This is a genomic window from Colwellia sp. MB3u-4, assembly GCF_014077065.1.
Classification (GTDB): domain Bacteria; phylum Pseudomonadota; class Gammaproteobacteria; order Enterobacterales; family Alteromonadaceae; genus Cognaticolwellia.
Map to the genome: position 1 here is coordinate 12901 of NZ_JACGVE010000077.1, position 19514 is coordinate 32414.

Here is a 19514-nt window from a genome sequence, read left to right on the forward strand (position 1 = left end):
TTATTTTCACTTTTCGTTGAGAATAGTTTCCATTAAGACTAACTATTCTAATGTTTTCAATGCGAACTGAAAAGTCGTTAGCAATAAATAATTCTTAAGGCCAAATGGCAATTACTTGGAAGATTTGGTTTAACGGTACTTACGCCACAAAATTGACCTAATTTAGGTACAAAACCATCATAATAAATAGTCTGCTTCGCCGCTACAGCTGTCATTGAATGATCCTCTTATTTGTGACAACTCAGTTCAGTAGTAAGGAAATCCTAAATGATTGAATTTGAATTTGAATTTGAATTTTTTAAGTGGGATGTTAGTTTTACACAGTTAGTGCTAAAAAATAAAAACGACTTGAAACCTTGATATATGAAACAAAACCTTACAGTCTTTGCAGTTGTGTTGTTAGATTATAGAAAATTAAGTTAATAAGGAATCAGATCATGAATAAAATTTTTTTAATGGCTTTCATTGGAGCGGTGACGTTTTTAGCCGGTAGTGTCTGCGCAAAAGAGGTAAGTCTTGAAACGGGAGAAACATTTCGCCAGGGAAACCTCACCGTCACCTGCGGCCTAACCTTAACTGAGGATGTACCGCAGGCGCTCAAAAATTGTCAGTACTGGGACGATTTTAATAAAAAGTGCCTGTTTGAAAAAAAGACTTATACATACAAAAATCTCCAATGCGTTGAAGAATGTCAGTACTGGGAAGAGTTCAACAGCAGCTGTCATTATCAGACAAAGTGTTCTTTCGACTCAGGGCAGAAGTCGTTTGTGCGAACCAGATGCGATAAGTTTGACGACTTCAACAATACTTGTGTGAAAACAAATGATATAAAAATAGCGCAATGAAACAAGAAAAAGGCCTAGTTATCGGCATCAATATTTTTTATCAACCTAAAAAATTAATCCAGGGGAAACGTTATCGAGTCTGGGCTATGGCTACGTTGGGTAACTAATATTTCAATGCAATGTTGGTTGACGTACCATGTAGTACTTGATATTCCTAGGCCGCATTGTCGATTTTGAGGCCAAATGGACAATATTGGACTCAAACGGCAAAAATCGCTGAGCAATTTAATAAACGCTGACCATGGCCACTGAGGCAAATTGAAGTTCATTGGTTTTGCCAAGGTTCCGTCAGTGATCAGCTTCATTGCTGGCTACCCGTCGCGGGTTATCAAGACGTTAGGCGTCTAATGGCGGATCCAACCAGTTTAGGGGAATAAAAGCTATGAGGGAACTAATGAGTGAATTAATTAATAGGAAGTCTGCGTTTGCCTCCACTGTCAGGCGTCCTGTGACGCGCTTCTCTAAAGGGACCCGGTGTTTAGTATGCTGTGCCGTGCTGGTGTTTGCGCATCTTCCCGCTATGGTCTTTGCCCAATCAACGTGCTCTGGAATTCAAGTGAAAATTCCGAATATTAAAAATAGCACTGGGGTTGTAGCTTGTGCGCTTTTCGAATCTTCAGCAGGTTTCCCAACTGAATTTTTGCACTCAGCAACCAATATAATGATGATGAAAATTCGAGATACGCAGGCGCGTTGCAACTTTTTAGATATCCCGCCGGGAAGGTATGCGTTGGTTGTCATTCATGATAAAAATATGGACGGTAAGCTTGGCACTAACTTGCTAGGGGTCCCGACGGAAGGCTACGGTTTTTCAAGCGGTGCAAAAGCCTTGATGAGCGCGCCATCGTTTGAAACCGCCAGCTTTTCGTACGATGGGCAAAACCTTGATCTAACGATTAGATTGACTTATTGAGCGACCTTTCCATGAGTACCTAGGCATTGTTTCAATCAGGCAGGACCATTGAGAGTTTACTGTACCTAACAAATTATTGTAGCGTACATTTTACCTGCCACCCATTTTGGCTGTCGTAAAAACAGGCTTCGACTCAAATGCCCCTGAACTCGGCGTTAGATAGCAATGCAAGTTTTGAGGCAGGTCGCAGTATGATAACAAAGCGTGAAAATTAGAATCAAATTATGGCTAACCAAATTCATACTATTTTTCAAAACTTTTATAAAGTTGAAACACAGCTTATTGCTGTTCTTGATTTTCCACAGGAATGTTTTCTAGGATCTTCAAAATCGCGTGATTATTTCCTATTTTGGCTAGGTCGATGAGGTAGCTTTTTTCAAGTTCTTGCATTACTTGGCCTGCCAGTAATTCTTTGAGCCGTTGCTCTTCGTTATTGGCTATGGTGGTTTTTATGGCGGCAAAGTTATTCATGCTTTGGTCGTTGTTGTTTTCCATTCGTCGCACTCCCTTTGTAGTTGGTTAATTAAAGCATTAGCTTGCTTTTAGTAACCACCATAGGGGGATGACTTTTGGAATGCAAGTTTATACAGGGTTTGGATATTTTTAGCCTTGTTATTAATCATTTTTTAGCCACCGATTTTATTCAGGTGTTTGGTTTTTTATATCTTGAGAAAAAGGGGAAAAGGAAAAGAAGTCAGACCCTTTAAAAAACAATCAAAGCATTGTGTATACCCGGGTGATCAAGATAAAACTTCATTACTATCAATGAACAACAATATCAGTGTTTTATGCTGTTAAGTGACAGCAAGATGTCATCAAGTTAAGTTAAGTTAAGTATTCTTGCCTTCGTAAAATTAATCAACGGCGTGTCACTTTTGTAACCCTGTTATAACAAGTGGCTAAAGTACGCTTAGCCTCAGTACTTACGGCGGCTTTTAACATCAACTAAGCGAAATAAAACCGTTAAGCTTAATCCAAAGGCTCAACCATTGAGCTTAAATAAGTCATAAAAGCCTTACTGGCTTGAGAAACAGAATGATTTTTTTTCCACGCTAAACTCAATTTAAATTCAATTTTTGGCTCAAAGGGGATGGAGGTCATCTGCGGCTCGTTTTGTAAAATACGCGATAGACAAGTGGTAATACCAACGCCATTGCGAACCAATGACTTTTGCAGCTCAATCAGATTAGTTTCCATGCGAACATCTAATGCTAAGTGATGTTTTTTTGCATACTGACTAACCACTTCACGTAAGAAATATCCTTCATGAAATAACACCAGTGGCTGTTGGCAAAACTGTGCCAGTGATAGGGTTTGCTCAGCAGCTAGTAGGTGCGACTTTGCCATGCCGGCAACAACTTCCTCATTAATCAGCTCAGTGTAACGCAGTTGTGAATTTTCTAAATCACCACGTACTAAGGCTAAATCAAGTTCGCCGTTCAGCAACATTTTCTCCAGCGCTGCGGTACCTTGGTCAACCAAGTGTATTTTTATTTTTGGATGTTTTTGTTTAAATGCGGTCAATATTTTTGGGAAGTAGTAAGAGCCCATCATGGCTGAAACGCCAAAACGAATGGTGCCCCGTTCGAGATTTTTTAACTCTTCTAATTCTAATTCAACTTGTTTTACTTGGCTTAATAGTTGGGTTGACAGTTTATACAGCACTTCACCTTCAGCAGTTAATAAAGCGTTTTTTTCCGCACGGTTAATTAACTTTAGCCCAACTTCTTGTTCTAGCTTTTGAATGGCGATAGTTAATGCGGGTTGAGCAATACCTATTTTATGTGCTGCCCGCGTAAAGTTGCCTAGTACGGCTAATTGACAAAAATATTCAAGACGTTTCAAATTCATATGAGTAAGTGCTATAAGTAAAAGTTATGAAAAATATAATAACTATATATTATATTTATTTATGCTTTAAGGATAGAGTACAATCATAAATCAAACTATTACTGCAAAACAGTACATACAGGGTAATCCTATGAGCCAAAAATTAACTGCTTTTAACTGGCAAGATCCGATGTTTCTTGATAGTCAACTCACTGAAGAAGAGCGTATGATCCGCGACTCTGCCCATGACTATTGCCAAGAAAAACTTCAACCACGTGTGCTTGAAGCCAATAGACATGAACACTTTGATCGCGAAATAATGCGTGAGTTAGGTCAGTTAGGCTTATTAGGTGCTACTTTGCCCGCTCAATACGGTGGCAGTGAAGTTAATTATGTCAGCTATGGTTTAATTGCTCGTGAAGTAGAGCGCGTTGATAGTGGTTACCGCAGCGCGATGAGTGTGCAATCGTCATTGGTTATGCACCCGATCTATGCTTATGGCAGTGAAGAACAACGTATGAAGTATTTGCCTAAACTTGCTTCAGGTGAATGGGTTGGCTGTTTTGGTTTGACTGAGCCTAATTCAGGTAGCGATCCAGCTTCTATGACCACTCATGCTAAGAAAGTCGAGGGTGGTTATTGCGTAACGGGTAATAAAATGTGGATCACGAATTCACCTATCGCTGATGTTTTTGTTGTTTGGGCAAAACTTGAGGGTAAAATTCGTGGCTTTGTCCTTGAAAAAGGTATGGATGGTTTATCTGCGCCAAAAATTGAAGGTAAATTCTCTTTACGTGCTTCAATAACCGGCGAAATTGTTATGGATAATGTGTTTGTGCCTGCTGAAAATATGTTCCCTGAAATTACAGGTTTAGCTGGGCCTTTTGGTTGTTTAAATAAAGCGCGTTATGGTATTGCTTGGGGCTCATTAGGAGCGGCAGAGTTTTGCTTTAATTCAGCGAGAAACTACACCGCAGATCGCGAACAATTTGGTCGTCCTCTATCGGCCAATCAACTCATTCAAAAGAAACTTGCTGATATGCAAACTGAGATATCGCTTGGTTTACAGGGCTGCTTACAAATGGGTCGTTTAATGGATGCGGATCAATGTCCGGTTGAATTAATTTCATTAATGAAACGTAATAACTGTGGTAAGTCACTTGATATTGCTCGTGTTGCTCGTGATATGCACGGTGGCAATGGTATTAGTGATGAATATGGCGTAATTCGTCATATGATGAACCTAGAAGCAGTTAATACTTACGAAGGTACACATGATGTTCATGCGCTAATTTTAGGTCGTGCCATTACAGGCCTTCAGGCTTTTTGTTAATGATTAGCGCATAAATAACAAAAATAGCCGTGCTAAGCATATCAACTAGATAACAACGGCCACAGCATAAGTTAAGGGCATGTCAATGAGAGTTGGCATGCCCTTATTAATTTTATGACAATTAATACTGACCCATGCGCTTGCTGTTGATAGCATTTTTATTTATAAACATAAACATAAGCGGGCTATAAATAGGCAGTCACAATTAATTTGGAGATTTAGATGAAAGATTACCGTCAATTTTATATTAATGGTCAGTGGGTTAAGCCATTAGTAAAACAAGACTATGCTGTACTTAATCCGGCAACTGAACAAGAAATTGCAACCATTTCTTTAGGCTCAAGCCAAGATGTTGATGTAGCCGTTAGCGCTGCGAAAAATGCTTTTGCGACTTTTGGTTACAGCAGCGTAGAAGAACGTATTTCGTTACTAGAAGCGCTATTAAACCAGTACATGGATAACTATGACGCCATGGCTCATGCTATTTCATTGGAGATTGGCGCGCCTATCGACTTCTCTACCAAGGCACAAGCTTATGCGGGTAAAGCTCATATTGAATCAGCATTAGCCACACTAAAAGCTTTTGAATTTTCACGTATTGTCGGCAATGCTCAAATTATAAAAGAGCCTATTGGGGTTTGTGGTTTTATCACGCCTTGGAATTGGCCGATTAACCAAATCGTTTGTAAAGTAGCACCGGCACTAGCCACAGGTTGTACCATGATCCTTAAGCCAAGTGAAATTGCGCCTTTATCAGCGCAATTGTTTTCACAAATGATACATGATGCTGGTTATCCCGCAGGTGTGTATAACATGGTTAATGGTGACGGCGTGGGGGTTGGCTCAGCCATTTCTGCTCATAAAGATATCGATATGGTGTCATTTACCGGGTCAACTCGTGCGGGCATTGCCATTGCAAAATCGGCAGCGAATACCGTTAAGCGTGTAGTACAAGAGCTAGGGGGTAAATCACCGAACATTATTTTAGATGATGCTAATATCGATAAAGCGGTAACCCATGGTGTATTTCATTGCATGAGTAATACTGGTCAATCTTGTAACGCACCCACACGTATGTTGGTACCGGTAAGTAAATATCAACAAGCGGTTAGGGTAGCAAAAGCTGTTGCAGCAAAAATAAAGGTGGGTAACCCTGCTGAGCCGGGTAATCATATCGGCCCATTAGTAAGTGCCGTTCAGTTTGAAAAAGTGCAAGCCATGATCCAAGTGGGTATTGATGAAGGAGCAACATTGGTTGCTGGCGGGGTAGGCAAGCCTGAAGGTTTTGCAAGCGGTTACTTTACCCAAGCAACTATTTTTAGCGACGTCACTAATGATATGACTATTGCGCAAGAAGAAATTTTTGGCCCAGTGTTGGTAATGATCCCTTATGAAGATGAAGCCGACGCGATTAGCATCGCCAATGATACTCCTTATGGATTAGCCGCCTTTATTCAATCAGCAAGTCCTGAGCGAGCACAAAAAGTCGCTAGAAAATTGCGCGCAGGTATGATTTGTATCAATGGCGCTGCGCATGGTTTTAATTCACCCTTTGGCGGTTTTAAACAGTCGGGTAATGGCCGAGAGTGGGGCGAGTTTGGTTTTGATGATTTTCTGGAAACTAAATCAATCAGTAGCTAATTCATTGAATATCAACATCGCAAACACGCACATTATTCACTAAATATTATGCGTGTTGGTACAATAACAAGCAGGGTTTTATATTTTTTAATACTTATAAAACCCTGCTTTTTTTATTACCAGTAAACTATTTTTTGAGATACATTAACGGTTTTATTCCTGTACCTTTCAGCTAAATCTACGCATTTTTAGTTACCTCATCATCAAAAATAATTAATCATATACAAAGGCTTAATACGCAATGTTGCAAGTCGTTTTAATGCTGAGTTATTGATAAAACTTTCTGCTTTCACTTATGTTTTTTAATAGCATCTAAGCGTATTGATCTGTACTTATGTGTATTTAAACGCACTTAATAAGTCGATGGTGAAAAATACTATTAAAAATTTTGATCACTTTATTTGACAACACAAATGATAATGATTATCATTTGTGTTGTGGGTTATTCGCAAGAATGACAATAAAAGATGAGAGATTAATTACTGAATTAAAGGAGCTGTCGTGGAGATAAGTAAACAACGCGTTGTTACAGATATCAAAAATATAAAGGATTCGCAAATGGAAGATAAACAGTGGCAATCATTATTACAACTGGGCAATGAGTCCTTTCATCAACAAGAGTGGAGCCAAGCAGAGTTGTTTTATAGTGAAGCCTATAATTTATTGGCGTTATCTTATCATAATCATCCTATGTGCACCGAAACACTGATGGCCTGGATTTGCGCTTGTCATAATTTATCAGCCTTGTACGAGTCAACCAACCATTTGGAATTATCATTGAAATTCCTAACAGTTCCACATGAATATTTACTCAGTATAGCGAACTCAAAAAGCGCAGAAGAAGATGCAAAAGTTACCGCTTTTAATGGCCTTAGGCTAACCTTATCGCCTATTTTAATGTTCGCTAAAAAGCATCCAATCTGTGAGAACTGCCTAGAGAACTTTACCTCACTAAAAGGTTTATTAAAACAACATGCAGCAGTGATTCACTAACTAAAACAAGCTAGGTTTTATGGCCTGCTCAAGCTTTAATCTGTTAGATGAAAAATTTTTTAGAGGCATTAAAATAAGCAGTTTTTAAATGATATTAGCATTGCTATCAAGTGGTTATTGGTAGATTAAATCAGCCAATAAGTCACAGAATGTGATACTTAATGGCAGAATAGAATGAACGAATGAATGGACGAATGAACGAACGTTATATTTTTTTCCAACATATAGCTTGAAATTAGCACTGTAGTAAGGTGCAGATCAATAATGAACCTTTGTCATCTGCACTTTACCCATATTTGCTTTTGTTCTGTTATATTTTATTGAAAATTTAGTTAGGCTTACTGAGTTATAAACTTTTCAGCAGAGTTTATATGCTATAAAAATTTATTTATTTCGGCCTCGCTATATTCATTGCTTGAGCTATTTTTCTTACTGAACTGGTTTGAGAAAAATCCTCTAGCGCTACCGGTAATTTTTGTAGCCAATTAGGGTGCTGATCAATGGTACCTGGAATATTCACTTGTTCTGATATTTCTAAGGCATCTTCCAATGGAATGAGTTGAATATGGCTTGGCGAAGTGGCTAAATATTTTTGCACAGCAATGCTCAGTTCGCTATTCATCAGTGCGGGTTCAAGTGGTGGCGCTTTGCTCATATCGATTACTTGCAGATCGTCTAAAGCCGCAAGCAGGTTTTCGCGTTCACTGGCTCTTGCATCTCTATCAGCATGTCCGGCTTCATCATTAGGATAAAGCTTAAGTTGTTGACGCCACTGTAAATCTCGCCCTTGCCACCAACCCGTTAATGTTGCGGTGTCATGGGTGGCAACAGTTATCACTGATTGAGTAGGGAAATTTTCAGGACGTTTGAATAAACCAGACTCCCAGCGCTCAAAAAACAATACTTTGAAAGATAAAAGACCTGCATTTTGAATAGTTTCGCTAAATCCTTCAGGTACATTACCCAGGTCTTCGCCAATCACAACACAATGATTACGACGAGACTCTAAGGCGATCACCCGTAAAATATCATCCCAAGGAAAATTAATATAAACACCTTCATTTGCTGCCATGCCTGGCGCTACCCAATATTGCCGCATTAAGCCTAAGATATGATCAATACGTAAAGCACCGGCATATTGCATACTGCTACGAAGTGCTTTTACTAATGGCTGATAGCCCTGTTTTTGTAATGCGACAGGATTAATCGGCGTTAATCCCCAATTTTGTCCTAGCGGGTTCATACCATCGGGTGGTGCGCCGATTGCAGCACCAGCAACATAAAGTTCCTTATCAGACCAAACATCAAAGCCTGAGCCATCACAGCCCACAGCTAAGTCAAGATATAAGCCAATCGCCATATCTTTGTCGACTGTATATTGACTGACGGCACTCAATTGTTGATGTGCTATCCATTGTAAGAAACAAAAGTACTCAATGCGTGCAGCATGAGCAAGTTGAAATCTATAGACCTCTTCACTATCTGGATCTTGAAAGCTAGTTGGCCAATCTTGCCAACCATAAGCATTTTTATCCGCGATATTAAAATACTCATACAAAGTATCAAAGGTGGCAAAACGTTGTAATTTTTGACCATTTATTTGTTTAAAATGATCAAACTCGACTGACATTTTTTTATAACAATCGGTTTGATTAGCACTGGTATCGTAGTGATAAAAATCTTCGAACAACAACTCGGTGATTTCAAACTTAAGTTTTGCAACCGCAGAGTAATCAATCAAATCACTGGCTTTAGCATCGGTAATGTTTTGCTGAAAGGTTTTAGTTTTTACTTTTATTTGTGCAAGTTCACAGTGTTCAAAGTTGGCTACCTTGGTGACATCAATATAAAGTGGATTTAAAAAGCAACGACTTGATGGTGAATAAGGGCTACGATGAGCAGGATTGTGTTGATAAAGCGGATGCAATGGATTTAATCCAATAGCAGAGGCCTGTTGCTGCGCAGAGGTTTCAACCAGTTTAGCTAAATCAGTAAAGTCACCTATGCCCCAATTATTTTTACTGCGCAGTGAATACAACTGGGCAGTGTAGCCCCATATTTTATTCACTGAAGCTGCTTGAGCGCTGTAACAGTTTTTAGGTGCATAGATAAGTGGACAACTCGCTTGAACATCACCAAAACTTATCGTTAGTTGGTAATAACCTTGCTCAACCTTAGGTAAAATTAATAAATATTGGCGATATTGTGTTTCAGCTATTTTTTGCTCAGCAATAATTTGCATGTCGTCAACGTTAATAGAGCCTATGACTTCACTGGCTATTTTTTTCTCTACGCCACTCTCTACCCCACTCTCTATTTCACTGCCTACCTCAGGTGTGACCTTCCAATTAAGTAATAACTTGCCCATTTTAGGCAGACTTACTCTAATCACATGTTGTTGTTCTTCAAGTTTGGCAATATGAACAACAGGTAAAATATTAAGCCACTGACTTTGCTTTAAAGAATGGATTGATTCAGTTAATGACTTGTCATCCAATTCAAAACCCATTGCTTTTAACAACGCCCGTTTCGCTTGGTCTTTAGCATACACTTGATCGCCAAATGTCCCTGTGTAACTTGAGTGAAAACCCACTATATCGGCTAATTGTTCGATGAGACTCATGTAAACTCTCTTTTTTATCATGAAATAAAATTACATATTGTTGTAATTTTAACAATTTATAGTTTAGAATTACAGCGATAAAAGCTTTTTATAGTACTTTTTTAGCTGTTAACTTATTAAATGTAATTTTTTTACATAACTTTACAACAAAAATAAAGTTACACATAAGCAAAATAGTAAAATCACTTTAATGATGCTGGTTAGTTTTTATAATTGACTCGATTTATACTTTTCTATCATGGCGATATATAAATGACTATTGCAATCAACAACGCGCATTATGGGCAATTAGTTGTAAAAATTTAGCACTTAAATAAAGCGCAATCACTGATGTTAGATCAATTAGTGCATTATTTATGGAGAATAACAATGCTAACTAAGAAATTTTTTAAAACCAAAGATGAAACTGAAGTCACTTTTGAATTTAATAGAAGTGACGTAACAACAGCCGCGCTCGTTGGTGATTTTAATGACTGGCAAGCCATTGAAATGAAGTTTAATAAAAAAACACAGAGTTTTAAAACTAAGCTGAGATTACCTAAAGGGGGCATTTTTCATTTTCGTTATCTGTTAAATGCTACTGAGTGGGAAAATGATTATCAAGCTGACCAATACTTACCCAATGAATTTGGCAGTGAAAATAGTGTCGTAGTCACTACGCCTTAAAATGTAACTGAAACTATGGTTATGTTGGGCAAGTATTGAATAAAGCCTTTGTCTTTTATTTTATAAACGACGAACACTATTTTAATAGAATAAAAATAAAAATAAAAATAAAAAGCTAATGTCTACTTCAAGTTTAGCTTTTGATGATTCAACTTATAAGAAACTTTAATTTATTACTTTAATTAAGATGGCACTCTGTATAAATTAAACGATAGCCATCTGTATTAGGTTACTGGAGAAACATGGAACATTATAGAATGGAGCCCGGCAGTGTCTATCCAATAGGCGCAACTGTTACCGAGACTGGGGTTAATTTTGCTATCTTTTCAGCTCATGCTGAAAAAATTGAACTGTGTGTTTTTGACGAATATGGCAGCAAAGAATTAAAACGCTTTGTTTTACCCCAACGTGAACATGATATTTGGCATGGCTTTCTTAAAGGTGCTAAAGCCGGTTTAGTTTATGGTTATCGCGTTTATGGGCCTTATAATCCAGAGTTTGGTCATCGCTTTAATCATCATAAATTATTGTTAGATCCCTATGCAAAAGCATTAACAGGTAACTTTTCATGGTCAGAGCGTCACTTTGCTTATAATGTCAATGATCCTAAAAAAGATCTATCGTTTGATGCTAGAGATAATGCCGATGTAATGCTCAAAGCTGTGGTTACCGACGTTTCTGCAACGCTTGTACAAAGAAAGCCCATCGCGTGGAAAAACACTGTTATTTATGAAGGACATGTTAAAGGCCTAACGGCACTTAACCCGCAAGTACCTGAACACTTACGCGGTTCTTTTTTAGGTATTAGTCATCCGGCGATGATCGCTCATTATCGTGCTATTGGTATCACAACGATAGAATTACTACCGGTACAGCAATTCATTTCAGAGCAATTTTTAACGGACAAAAAATTGTCTAATTATTGGGGCTATAACTCACTGGCGTTTTTTGTGCCCCATCAAGATTACTTAAACCAACATCAAATACTTGATTTTCAACGCATGGTTGATGAACTGCATCAGGCGGGTTTTGAAGTGTTGATTGATGTGGTTTACAACCATACGTGTGAGGGGAATAGATTAGGGCCAACGCTAAGCTTTAGAGGCATAGATAACCTTTCTTACTATCGCTTAAATTCTGCTGAACCCCGATATTACATTAACGACACTGGCTGCGGTAATACCCTGAACATCAGTCATCCCCGTGTATTGCAAATGGTGATGGACAGTTTACGTTATTGGGTTCAGGTGATGGGTGTTGACGGCTTTAGATTTGATTTAGCCACTATTTTAGGGCGAGAGCTACATGGTTTTGATAAAAGTAATGGCTTTTTAGACGCTGTTTTACAAGATCCCATTCTCAATAGTGTAAAAATGATTGCCGAGCCATGGGATATTGGTCCCGGAGGCTACCAATTAGGTGGGTTTCCATCGCCGTGGTCTGAATGGAACGACCGTTATCGAGATACCATGAGACGTTATTGGCGAGGCGATAAAGGCTTATTGCCTGAGTTTGCCCGCAGAATTCATGGCTCAAGTGATATTTTTGAACACAGTGGTCGCCAACCCTTTGCCAGCATCAATTTTCTTTGCAGTCATGATGGTAATACGTTACGTGATTTAGTCAGTTATCAAGACCGCCATAATGAAGCCAACGGTGAAAAAAATCGCGATGGTCATTCCGATAATTTTGCCCATAATTACGGCATAGAAGGTGAAACGAGCGATGAGGCTATTTTGTCGCTGAGATTACGGCAAATAAAAAACATGATGGCAACACTTATGTTGTCTCAAGGCGTACCTATGCTACTGGCAGGAGATGAAATAGGGCGTAGTCAACAGGGCAATAACAATGCTTATTGCCAAGACAATGAAATAAATTGGTTAGATTGGGATGAAAACGCGCTTTATGCGCAAGAACTTAAATTATTTACCGCTAGCTTGGCTGAACTAAGAAAACGTTTTTCTATGTTAAGCCATGATCGTTTTATTCATAAAGATGATGAAAAATCTCCCGTGGATATCACCTGGTTCCATCCGTCAGGATTCGCCATGCAAAAAGATCATTGGCATTCTCATCATGCGGCAACATTAGGTTATTTGATACAAGAGAAAGCGCCAGATACGCCGGTTATTCTATGCCTTTTTCATGCCGGAGCAGAGCCGATAGAATTTCAATTGCCAGAGATTGATACCGTAAAACACTGGCAAGTTATGATTGATACAACGTCGAGCAGTGAGCAAGCAGAAGTACGAAATATACCGGCAGAACGACTGATTACCATGGCACCATTTTCAACAATTGTTTTATTAAATGATTGTTTATAAAAACAAATAGGATGTACGGATTGATGAATAAAAAAAATACCCAATGTGAAGTTACTGCATCAGATGGAAGTGTTCTGATGAATGAACACACCTTTTCAGAAGATTTAGCCCGACATTTTCATTTTTCATTAGGTCGTGACAAGATGCAAAAGTCTCACCTATACCTTTATAACGCGCTCGCGATCACCATTCGTGATCGTTTAGTTGCACAATGGCGAACCACCAGAGAATCTCGAGGTCATCAGCGCCGTGTGGGTTATATTTCATTAGAATTTTTAATGGGGCGCACACTTAATAACGCCATTTTGAATTTAGATTTAGATGATACCGTTCGTGATGCTTTAAAAGGTTATTGCTGTGATCTAGAAGATGTTGAACAAGCAGAACATGACGCTGGCCTAGGTAATGGTGGTTTAGGACGTTTAGCGGCCTGTTTCTTAGATAGCTGTGCAAGTTTGTCTTTACCCGTTATAGGCTACGGTATTCGTTATGAATACGGCATGTTCAATCAAGAAATTAAAAATGGCGCGCAAGTTGAGCATCCTGATAATTGGTTACGTAATGGTAATCCATGGGAAATTGCCGCACCTGAAAAAACCATCAGAGTTAAATTTTTTGGTCATGTTGATGTGATTAAAGAGCGCAATGGGCAACAGCATCGCCAATGGAATAATACCCAAGACGTGCTTGCCGTGCCTTATGATATGCCGATTCCAGGCTATCAAAATGGTATTGTTAATACCTTAAGACTATGGAAGTCTGAAGCGACAGATGAATTTGATTTAGATGAATTTAACGCTGGTAGTTATACTGAATCAGTCGCTAAAAAAAATCTAGCTGAACAAATCACTATGGTACTTTATCCAAATGACAGTAGTGAAAATGGTAAAGAACTGCGCCTAAGACAACAGTACTTTTTATCTTCAGCGTCTCTGCAAGATACCATTAATAGTTATGTTGAAAATTGTGGTGACAACTTTGATCAATTTGTTGCACTGAATAGTTTTCAACTCAACGATACCCATCCAAGCATTGCTGTCGCTGAATTAATGCGTATTTTGATGGATGACTATTTTATGTCATGGGATGACGCCTGGAATATTACCTCACAAACAATGGCCTACACCAATCATACGTTATTACCTGAAGCCTTAGAGAAGTGGCCTGTTAGTTTATTTGCTAAGTTAATTCCGCGTATTTTAGAAATTATTTATGAAATTAATGCCCGCTTTCTTCAACAGGTTGCTGTTGCATGGCCTGGAGATTCGAGTAAGCAACAAGCATTGTCATTAATTGAAGAAGGCCATGAACCACAGGTACGTATGGCACACTTAGCGATTGTGGGTAGTTATTCAGTTAATGGTGTGGCGGCTTTGCATACTAAACTGTTAAAAGCTGGATTATTTAATAACTTCTACCAACTTTGGCCTGAAAAATTCAACAATAAAACGAACGGTGTTACACCACGCCGTTGGTTATCTCATTGCAATACCAGTTTAGCTAAACTTATCTCAAGTAAAATTGATAAAGGCTGGGTTGTTGATTTTGCTCATGTGGTTCAATTAAGTAAATATGCTGAAGAGCATGCTTTTCAAGAAAAATGGCGCGCAAGTAAACAGGCCAATAAAGCCGTTTTAGCTGACTATGTAGAAAAAGCAACAGGCGTTAAGTTTGCTGTTGATATGATGTTTGATGTGCAAGTTAAACGTATTCATGAATACAAACGTCAACTACTGAATATTTTGCATGTTATTGGCTTGTATGATCGTATTCGTAAAGGCGATACCGCTGATATTACACCGCGTTGCGTACTTATTGGCGGTAAAGCGGCTCCAGGCTATGTGATGGCGAAGGAGATTATTAAACTGATTAATAATGTCGCTGACACCATCAATTTAGACCCTAAAGCCGCTAAGTACTTAAAAGTTGCTTTTGTACCGAATTACAATGTTTCTGCGATGGAAATTATTTGCCCTGCAACTGACTTGTCTGAGCAAATATCAACGGCAGGTAAAGAAGCCTCGGGTACAGGTAACATGAAGTTTATGATGAATGGTGCGCTAACTATAGGGACATTAGATGGCGCAAACATTGAAATTAGAGATGCCGTTGGCGCAGAAAACTTTTTCTTATTCGGCGCTCAAGCTCACGAAATTTCAGCTATTCGAGCAAATTATCAACCTAACGACATTATAGCTAATTCCGCCACGTTATCGGCGGTAATGCACTTGTTAGAAAGTGGTCACTTTAATTTATTTGAACCCTGTATTTTCGATTCAATTATTAATGCTATTCGTAATCCAGATGATATGTGGTTAACCGCTTATGATTTTGACAGTTATTTTCAAGCTCAACGCCTTGTTGATAAAGCTTATAGCGATCAAAAATTGTGGACCAAAATGAGTATTTTAAACACTGCGGCTAGTGGTGTGTTTTCGAGCGATCATACGATCAGGCAGTATCGAGATGAAATATGGAAGCTTTAGTAATTTACTTACTTAAAAAGTAAAACGCTATTTCTTGAACGTTAATTAATGTTTATAAAGGATAAGTTATGCCCAATAATGTAGAAAGAAGAATAAGTAATTTAACAAAAGAGACTTATGCGTTGATTTTGGCGGGGGGCCGAGGTTCAAGATTGTATGAATTAACAGACAAAAGAGCTAAGCCGGCAACATTTTTTGGTGGTAAATTTAGGATCATAGACTTTCCTTTATCTAACTGTATTAATTCAGGCATTAGGCGCGTTGGTATTGCAACTCAATATAAATCACACTCGCTGATTCGTCATATCAGCCGTGGCTGGGGACACTTTAAAAAAGAATTAGGTGAGTCAATTGAAATTTTACCGGCATCACAGCAAAAGGGTGATGGTTGGTATCTAGGCACGGCAGATGCTGTTTTTCAAAACATTGATATCATCAGGCATGAATTGCCAAAATACGTGATGATTTTATCAGGTGATCATGTTTATCGTATGGATTATGGTCCATTACTGGCGCAGCATGTTGCTAATGAAGCTGATATGACGGTTTGTTGTATTGAAACCTCGGTTGAAGAAGCGGCGGGTCAGTTCGGTGTAATGACCGTTGATGAAGACAGTCGTGTTTGTCGATTTGATGAAAAACCGGCCAATCCATCTGAAGTGCCTGGTAAACCTGGTGTTACATTAGCATCAATGGGTAACTATGTTTTTAATACTGAATTCTTATTTGAGCAACTAGAAAAAGATGCCGCAGAAGCAGGCTCAAGTGGCGATTTTGGTAATGACATTATTCCTAAAATAATCAAATCTCATCGGGTATTTGCTTTTCCATTTAAAGACCCTGATAGTGAAAAACAACCTTACTGGCGTGACGTAGGTACTTTAGATTCTTTCTGGGAAGCTAATATGGAATTAGTTGAGCCTGAGCCGCAACTTAATATGTACGATGAAAACTGGCCTATCTGGACTTTTCAAGAACAAACCGCCCCAGCAAAATTTGTTTTTGACCAAGACAATCGTCGCGGTATAGCGATTGACTCTACAGTATCTGGCGGCGTTGTTGTCTCGGGTTCTACAGTGAAACGCTCTTTATTATTTTCAAAAGTAAGAGTTAACTCTTATTGTGATATTGATGAAGCAGTTGTTTTACCTGGGGTTATTATTAATCGTAACAGTAAAATTAAAAAAGCCATTATCGATCGAAGCTGTGTTATTCCAGAAGGCATGGAAATTGGCATAAATCATGATGATGACCGTGCCAATGGCTTCAGGGTTACTAATAAAGGCGTGGTTTTAGTCACTAGAGATATGCTTGAAAAACTAGAGAAGCATACTAACTAGTTAGTGATAAGCATGATTAATTTAACGGGTAATTTCGAACATCGATGAAATTACCTAAGTTATTATCAATTTTACTTAACTTTTATAGCAGTTTACAAAGGTTAGTTTGTCATGAACTATCGTGAGTAAATCTTTAGGTTTTATCTTGATTAATTACAATTAATCTCTTGTTTTTAATGATTTATTTTAAAGTCATAAAATCTAGCTTGGTAAAAGTAATCACATAAAGAGTTAACGATATACTAGGAAGACACAATGGATAACCTAGCAAAAAGCTTGTTAGATAACGAATCGGTTAAAGCAATAGTTAATCTGCAACATCAAGATGTTTTTTCTGTCTTAGGTATGCATAATCACCCAACAGTGAGTGGGTTAATTGTGCGAGCTTTTCTACCTGAAGCACTCAGTGTCGAGGTAATCGATAGCAAAAATAATAAATTGGTGGCAACACTCAATAGAGTTGATCAAGCTGGACTTTTTGAAGGAAAATTAGGTCGAAGAAGAAATACATTTGATTATCGTTTACGCGTTTATTATAAAAATGAAAGCATTATTGTCGATGACCCATATCGTTATCCCTCTTTATTAACGCATCAAGACTTATACCTTTTTTGTGAAGGTACTGACGAACAAACCTATCAATGGATGGGCTCGCATGAAGTGACAGTAGATAATGTCCAAGGAACGCATTTTGTTTTGTGGGCGCCTAACGCGTCTCGTGTTTCTGTAGTGGGCGACTTTAACTTTTGGGATGGTCGACGTCATGTTATGCGCAAACATCTAAGCTCTGGCGTTTGGGAAATATTTCTCCCTAATGTTGCTGCTAGTGCCAGTTATAAATACGAAATAGCCGATCAAAACTTTCAAATTCAACCTTTAAAAGCCGACCCCTATACGTTTTCTATGCAACTTGCCCCTGAAACTGCGTCTAAAGTGATGCAAAATAGTGACTATCAATGGCAAGACCAGCAGTGGATAAATGAACGCGACACGTCATCTAATCAATATAATGGCGCGGTTTCTATTTACGAAGTGCATTTAGGCTCTTGGAAAAGAAACCAAGAAAATAATGCGGATCATATTCACGCGCCAAGTTATTTAACTTACCGTGAATTAGCTGAGCAATTAGTCCCTTATGCCGTAGAAATGGGCTTTACCCATCTGCAACTTATGCCGGTAAGTGAATACCCTTTTGACGGTTCATGGGGTTATCAACCGATTGGACTTTTCGCACCTACGGCACGTTTTGGTAGTAGCGATGACTTTAAATTTTTTGTTGATTGTTGTCACCGCGCCGGTATTGGTTTGCTACTAGATTGGGTACCGGGACATTTTCCAACGGATAAGCATGGCACGGGTAACTTTGATGGCACTTGTCTTTATGAACACGAAGATGTTCGCAAAGGTTTTCATCCCGATTGGCAAACCCTTATTTATAACTATGGTCGCGCAGAAGTACAAAGCTATTTGATCAGTAATGCTATTTATTGGTTAGACCAATTTCATATTGATGGCTTACGCGTTGATGCCGTTGCCTCTATGTTGTATTTAGATTACAGCCGAGAAGCGGGCGAGTGGTTACCTAATATTCATGGCGGCCGAGAAAACTTAGAAGCGATTGAATTATTACAACAGGTTAATACTCGCTCTTATGCAAAACATCCCGGTGTTATGATGATTGCTGAAGAATCAACCGCTTGGCCCGGTGTCTCTAAACCGGTTGACGCTGGTGGTTTAGGCTTTGGCTTTAAATGGAACATGGGCTGGATGAATGACACGTTAAAATTTATGGCGCGTGATCCCATTCATCGCCAACATCATCACAGCGAAATGACCTTCGGTTTAGTTTACAGTTTTAGTGAAAACTTTGTTTTGCCTATTAGTCATGATGAAGTCGTGCATGGTAAGGGTTCACTACTCAATAAAATGCCGGGGGATGATTGGCAAAAGTTTGCCAACTTACGCGCCTATTACGGCTTTATGTGGACTCATCCCGGGAAAAAGTTATTGTTTATGGGCTGTGAATTTGCTCAACGTGAAGAATGGAATCATGACCAAAGTTTAGATTGGCATTTACTTGAGCATGCTAATCATAAAGGCGTACAAACGCTGATTAAAGATCTTAATCACACTTATCGAAATATCCCAGCGTTACATGAGCTTGACTGCGATAATAGTGGTTTTGAGTGGCTAGACTCACAAAATAATAAACAATCAATATTGATTTATTTAAGAAAAGGGCAAGCAGGCACTGCACCCGCTTTGGTTGTGGTTAATTTGACACCCAGCAGTTACGAAAATTTTTGTGTCGGTGTGCCTTTGTCAGGTTTTTATCGAGAATGTTTAAATACTGACAGTAGCAACTATGGCGGTAGTAATATCGGCAATGGCGGCGGTGTTTACTCGGTAAATGAGCCTTACGCAGGTCAAGAAAACCTACTTATTATGTCTGTTCCTCCTTTAGCGACCATGATTTTTGAATGGCAAGCAAAAGACTAAGTTGCCGTCATAAATAGA

13 protein-coding genes are annotated in these 19514 nt (G+C 38.7%); 10 read left to right on the forward strand and 3 right to left on the reverse strand.

What is annotated here, in order from left to right:
- Positions 1–437 precede the first annotated feature (437 nt).
- Together H4J61_RS08395 and H4J61_RS08400 are read left to right on the forward strand one after the other, a co-directional pair.
- Entirely contained in the window at positions 438–845 is a 408-nt protein-coding gene (locus H4J61_RS08395) for a hypothetical protein (RefSeq protein ID WP_182184706.1), read from the forward strand.
- 394 nt (positions 846–1239) lie between these two features.
- Positions 1240–1758 (forward strand): DUF2141 domain-containing protein, encoded by a 519-nt coding sequence (locus tag H4J61_RS08400; RefSeq protein ID WP_182184707.1) that lies wholly within the window; start codon positions 1240–1242, stop codon positions 1756–1758.
- 279 nt (positions 1759–2037) lie between these two features.
- On the opposite strand, the gene H4J61_RS08405 is transcribed toward H4J61_RS08400, so the two are convergent.
- Positions 2038–2253 (reverse strand): hypothetical protein, encoded by a 216-nt coding sequence (locus H4J61_RS08405; RefSeq protein ID WP_182184708.1) that lies wholly within the window; start codon positions 2251–2253, stop codon positions 2038–2040.
- A 474-nt stretch (positions 2254–2727) separates the two neighbouring features.
- Positions 2728–3609: a LysR family transcriptional regulator gene (locus H4J61_RS08410; protein ID WP_182184709.1), complete on the reverse strand. Its 882-nt coding sequence runs from the start codon at positions 3607–3609 to the stop codon at positions 2728–2730.
- A 130-nt stretch (positions 3610–3739) separates the two neighbouring features.
- On the opposite strand from H4J61_RS08410, the gene H4J61_RS08415 reads away from it, so the two are divergent.
- The 3 genes from H4J61_RS08415 to H4J61_RS08425 all read left to right on the forward strand — a co-directional run bounded on the left by H4J61_RS08415 (position 3740) and on the right by H4J61_RS08425 (position 7555).
- The gene (locus H4J61_RS08415; RefSeq protein WP_182184710.1) at positions 3740–4921 is read left to right on the forward strand and encodes an acyl-CoA dehydrogenase; all 1182 of its coding nucleotides are present in this window, start codon (positions 3740–3742) and stop codon (positions 4919–4921) included.
- Positions 4922–5143: 222 nt separating this feature from the next.
- Positions 5144–6562, forward strand: coding sequence for an aldehyde dehydrogenase family protein (locus H4J61_RS08420; protein WP_182184711.1), 1419 nt, complete (start codon positions 5144–5146; stop codon positions 6560–6562).
- Between the two features lie 501 nt (positions 6563–7063).
- Positions 7064–7555 (forward strand): hypothetical protein, encoded by a 492-nt coding sequence (locus H4J61_RS08425; RefSeq protein ID WP_182184712.1) that lies wholly within the window; start codon positions 7064–7066, stop codon positions 7553–7555.
- A 388-nt stretch (positions 7556–7943) separates the two neighbouring features.
- Here the strand turns inward: H4J61_RS08425 and malQ are convergent, their stop codons facing one another.
- Complete coding sequence (malQ, locus tag H4J61_RS08430; RefSeq protein ID WP_182184713.1) at positions 7944–10178, reverse strand: 4-alpha-glucanotransferase; 2235 nt, start codon at positions 10176–10178, stop codon at positions 7944–7946.
- Between the two features lie 369 nt (positions 10179–10547).
- On the opposite strand from malQ, the gene H4J61_RS08435 reads away from it, so the two are divergent.
- The 5 genes from H4J61_RS08435 to glgB all read left to right on the forward strand — a co-directional run bounded on the left by H4J61_RS08435 (position 10548) and on the right by glgB (position 19496).
- A complete protein-coding gene (locus H4J61_RS08435; RefSeq protein ID WP_182184714.1) occupies positions 10548–10844 on the forward strand; it encodes an isoamylase early set domain-containing protein in 297 nt (98 codons plus the stop codon).
- A gap of 242 nt (positions 10845–11086) precedes the next feature.
- Positions 11087–13171 (forward strand): glycogen debranching protein GlgX, encoded by a 2085-nt coding sequence (glgX, locus tag H4J61_RS08440; RefSeq protein WP_182184715.1) that lies wholly within the window; start codon positions 11087–11089, stop codon positions 13169–13171.
- A gap of 23 nt (positions 13172–13194) precedes the next feature.
- Positions 13195–15657, forward strand: coding sequence for a glycogen/starch/alpha-glucan phosphorylase (locus tag H4J61_RS08445; RefSeq protein WP_182184716.1), 2463 nt, complete (start codon positions 13195–13197; stop codon positions 15655–15657).
- A 68-nt stretch (positions 15658–15725) separates the two neighbouring features.
- A complete protein-coding gene (gene glgC / locus H4J61_RS08450; protein ID WP_182135465.1) occupies positions 15726–16997 on the forward strand; it encodes a glucose-1-phosphate adenylyltransferase in 1272 nt (423 codons plus the stop codon).
- A 255-nt stretch (positions 16998–17252) separates the two neighbouring features.
- Positions 17253–19496, forward strand: coding sequence for a 1,4-alpha-glucan branching protein GlgB (gene glgB, locus H4J61_RS08455; RefSeq protein ID WP_182184717.1), 2244 nt, complete (start codon positions 17253–17255; stop codon positions 19494–19496).
- Positions 19497–19514 lie beyond the last annotated feature (18 nt).

What these genes read in the sequence shown, in the direction of transcription:
- H4J61_RS08395 (WP_182184706.1), top strand. Translation starts at nt 438, where the DNA reads ATGAATAAAATTTTTTTAATGGCTTTCATTGGAGCGGTGACGTTTTTA.
- H4J61_RS08400 (WP_182184707.1), top strand. Translation starts at nt 1,240, where the DNA reads ATGAGTGAATTAATTAATAGGAAGTCTGCGTTTGCCTCCACTGTCAGG.
- H4J61_RS08405 (WP_182184708.1), bottom strand. Translation starts at nt 2,253, where the DNA reads ATGGAAAACAACAACGACCAAAGCATGAATAACTTTGCCGCCATAAAA.
- H4J61_RS08410 (WP_182184709.1), bottom strand. Translation starts at nt 3,609, where the DNA reads ATGAATTTGAAACGTCTTGAATATTTTTGTCAATTAGCCGTACTAGGC.
- H4J61_RS08415 (WP_182184710.1), top strand. Translation starts at nt 3,740, where the DNA reads ATGAGCCAAAAATTAACTGCTTTTAACTGGCAAGATCCGATGTTTCTT.
- H4J61_RS08420 (WP_182184711.1), top strand. Translation starts at nt 5,144, where the DNA reads ATGAAAGATTACCGTCAATTTTATATTAATGGTCAGTGGGTTAAGCCA.
- malQ (WP_182184713.1), bottom strand. Translation starts at nt 10,178, where the DNA reads ATGAGTCTCATCGAACAATTAGCCGATATAGTGGGTTTTCACTCAAGT.
- H4J61_RS08435 (WP_182184714.1), top strand. Translation starts at nt 10,548, where the DNA reads ATGCTAACTAAGAAATTTTTTAAAACCAAAGATGAAACTGAAGTCACT.
- glgX (WP_182184715.1), top strand. Translation starts at nt 11,087, where the DNA reads ATGGAACATTATAGAATGGAGCCCGGCAGTGTCTATCCAATAGGCGCA.
- H4J61_RS08445 (WP_182184716.1), top strand. Translation starts at nt 13,195, where the DNA reads ATGAATAAAAAAAATACCCAATGTGAAGTTACTGCATCAGATGGAAGT.
- glgC (WP_182135465.1), top strand. Translation starts at nt 15,726, where the DNA reads ATGCCCAATAATGTAGAAAGAAGAATAAGTAATTTAACAAAAGAGACT.
- glgB (WP_182184717.1), top strand. Translation starts at nt 17,253, where the DNA reads ATGGATAACCTAGCAAAAAGCTTGTTAGATAACGAATCGGTTAAAGCA.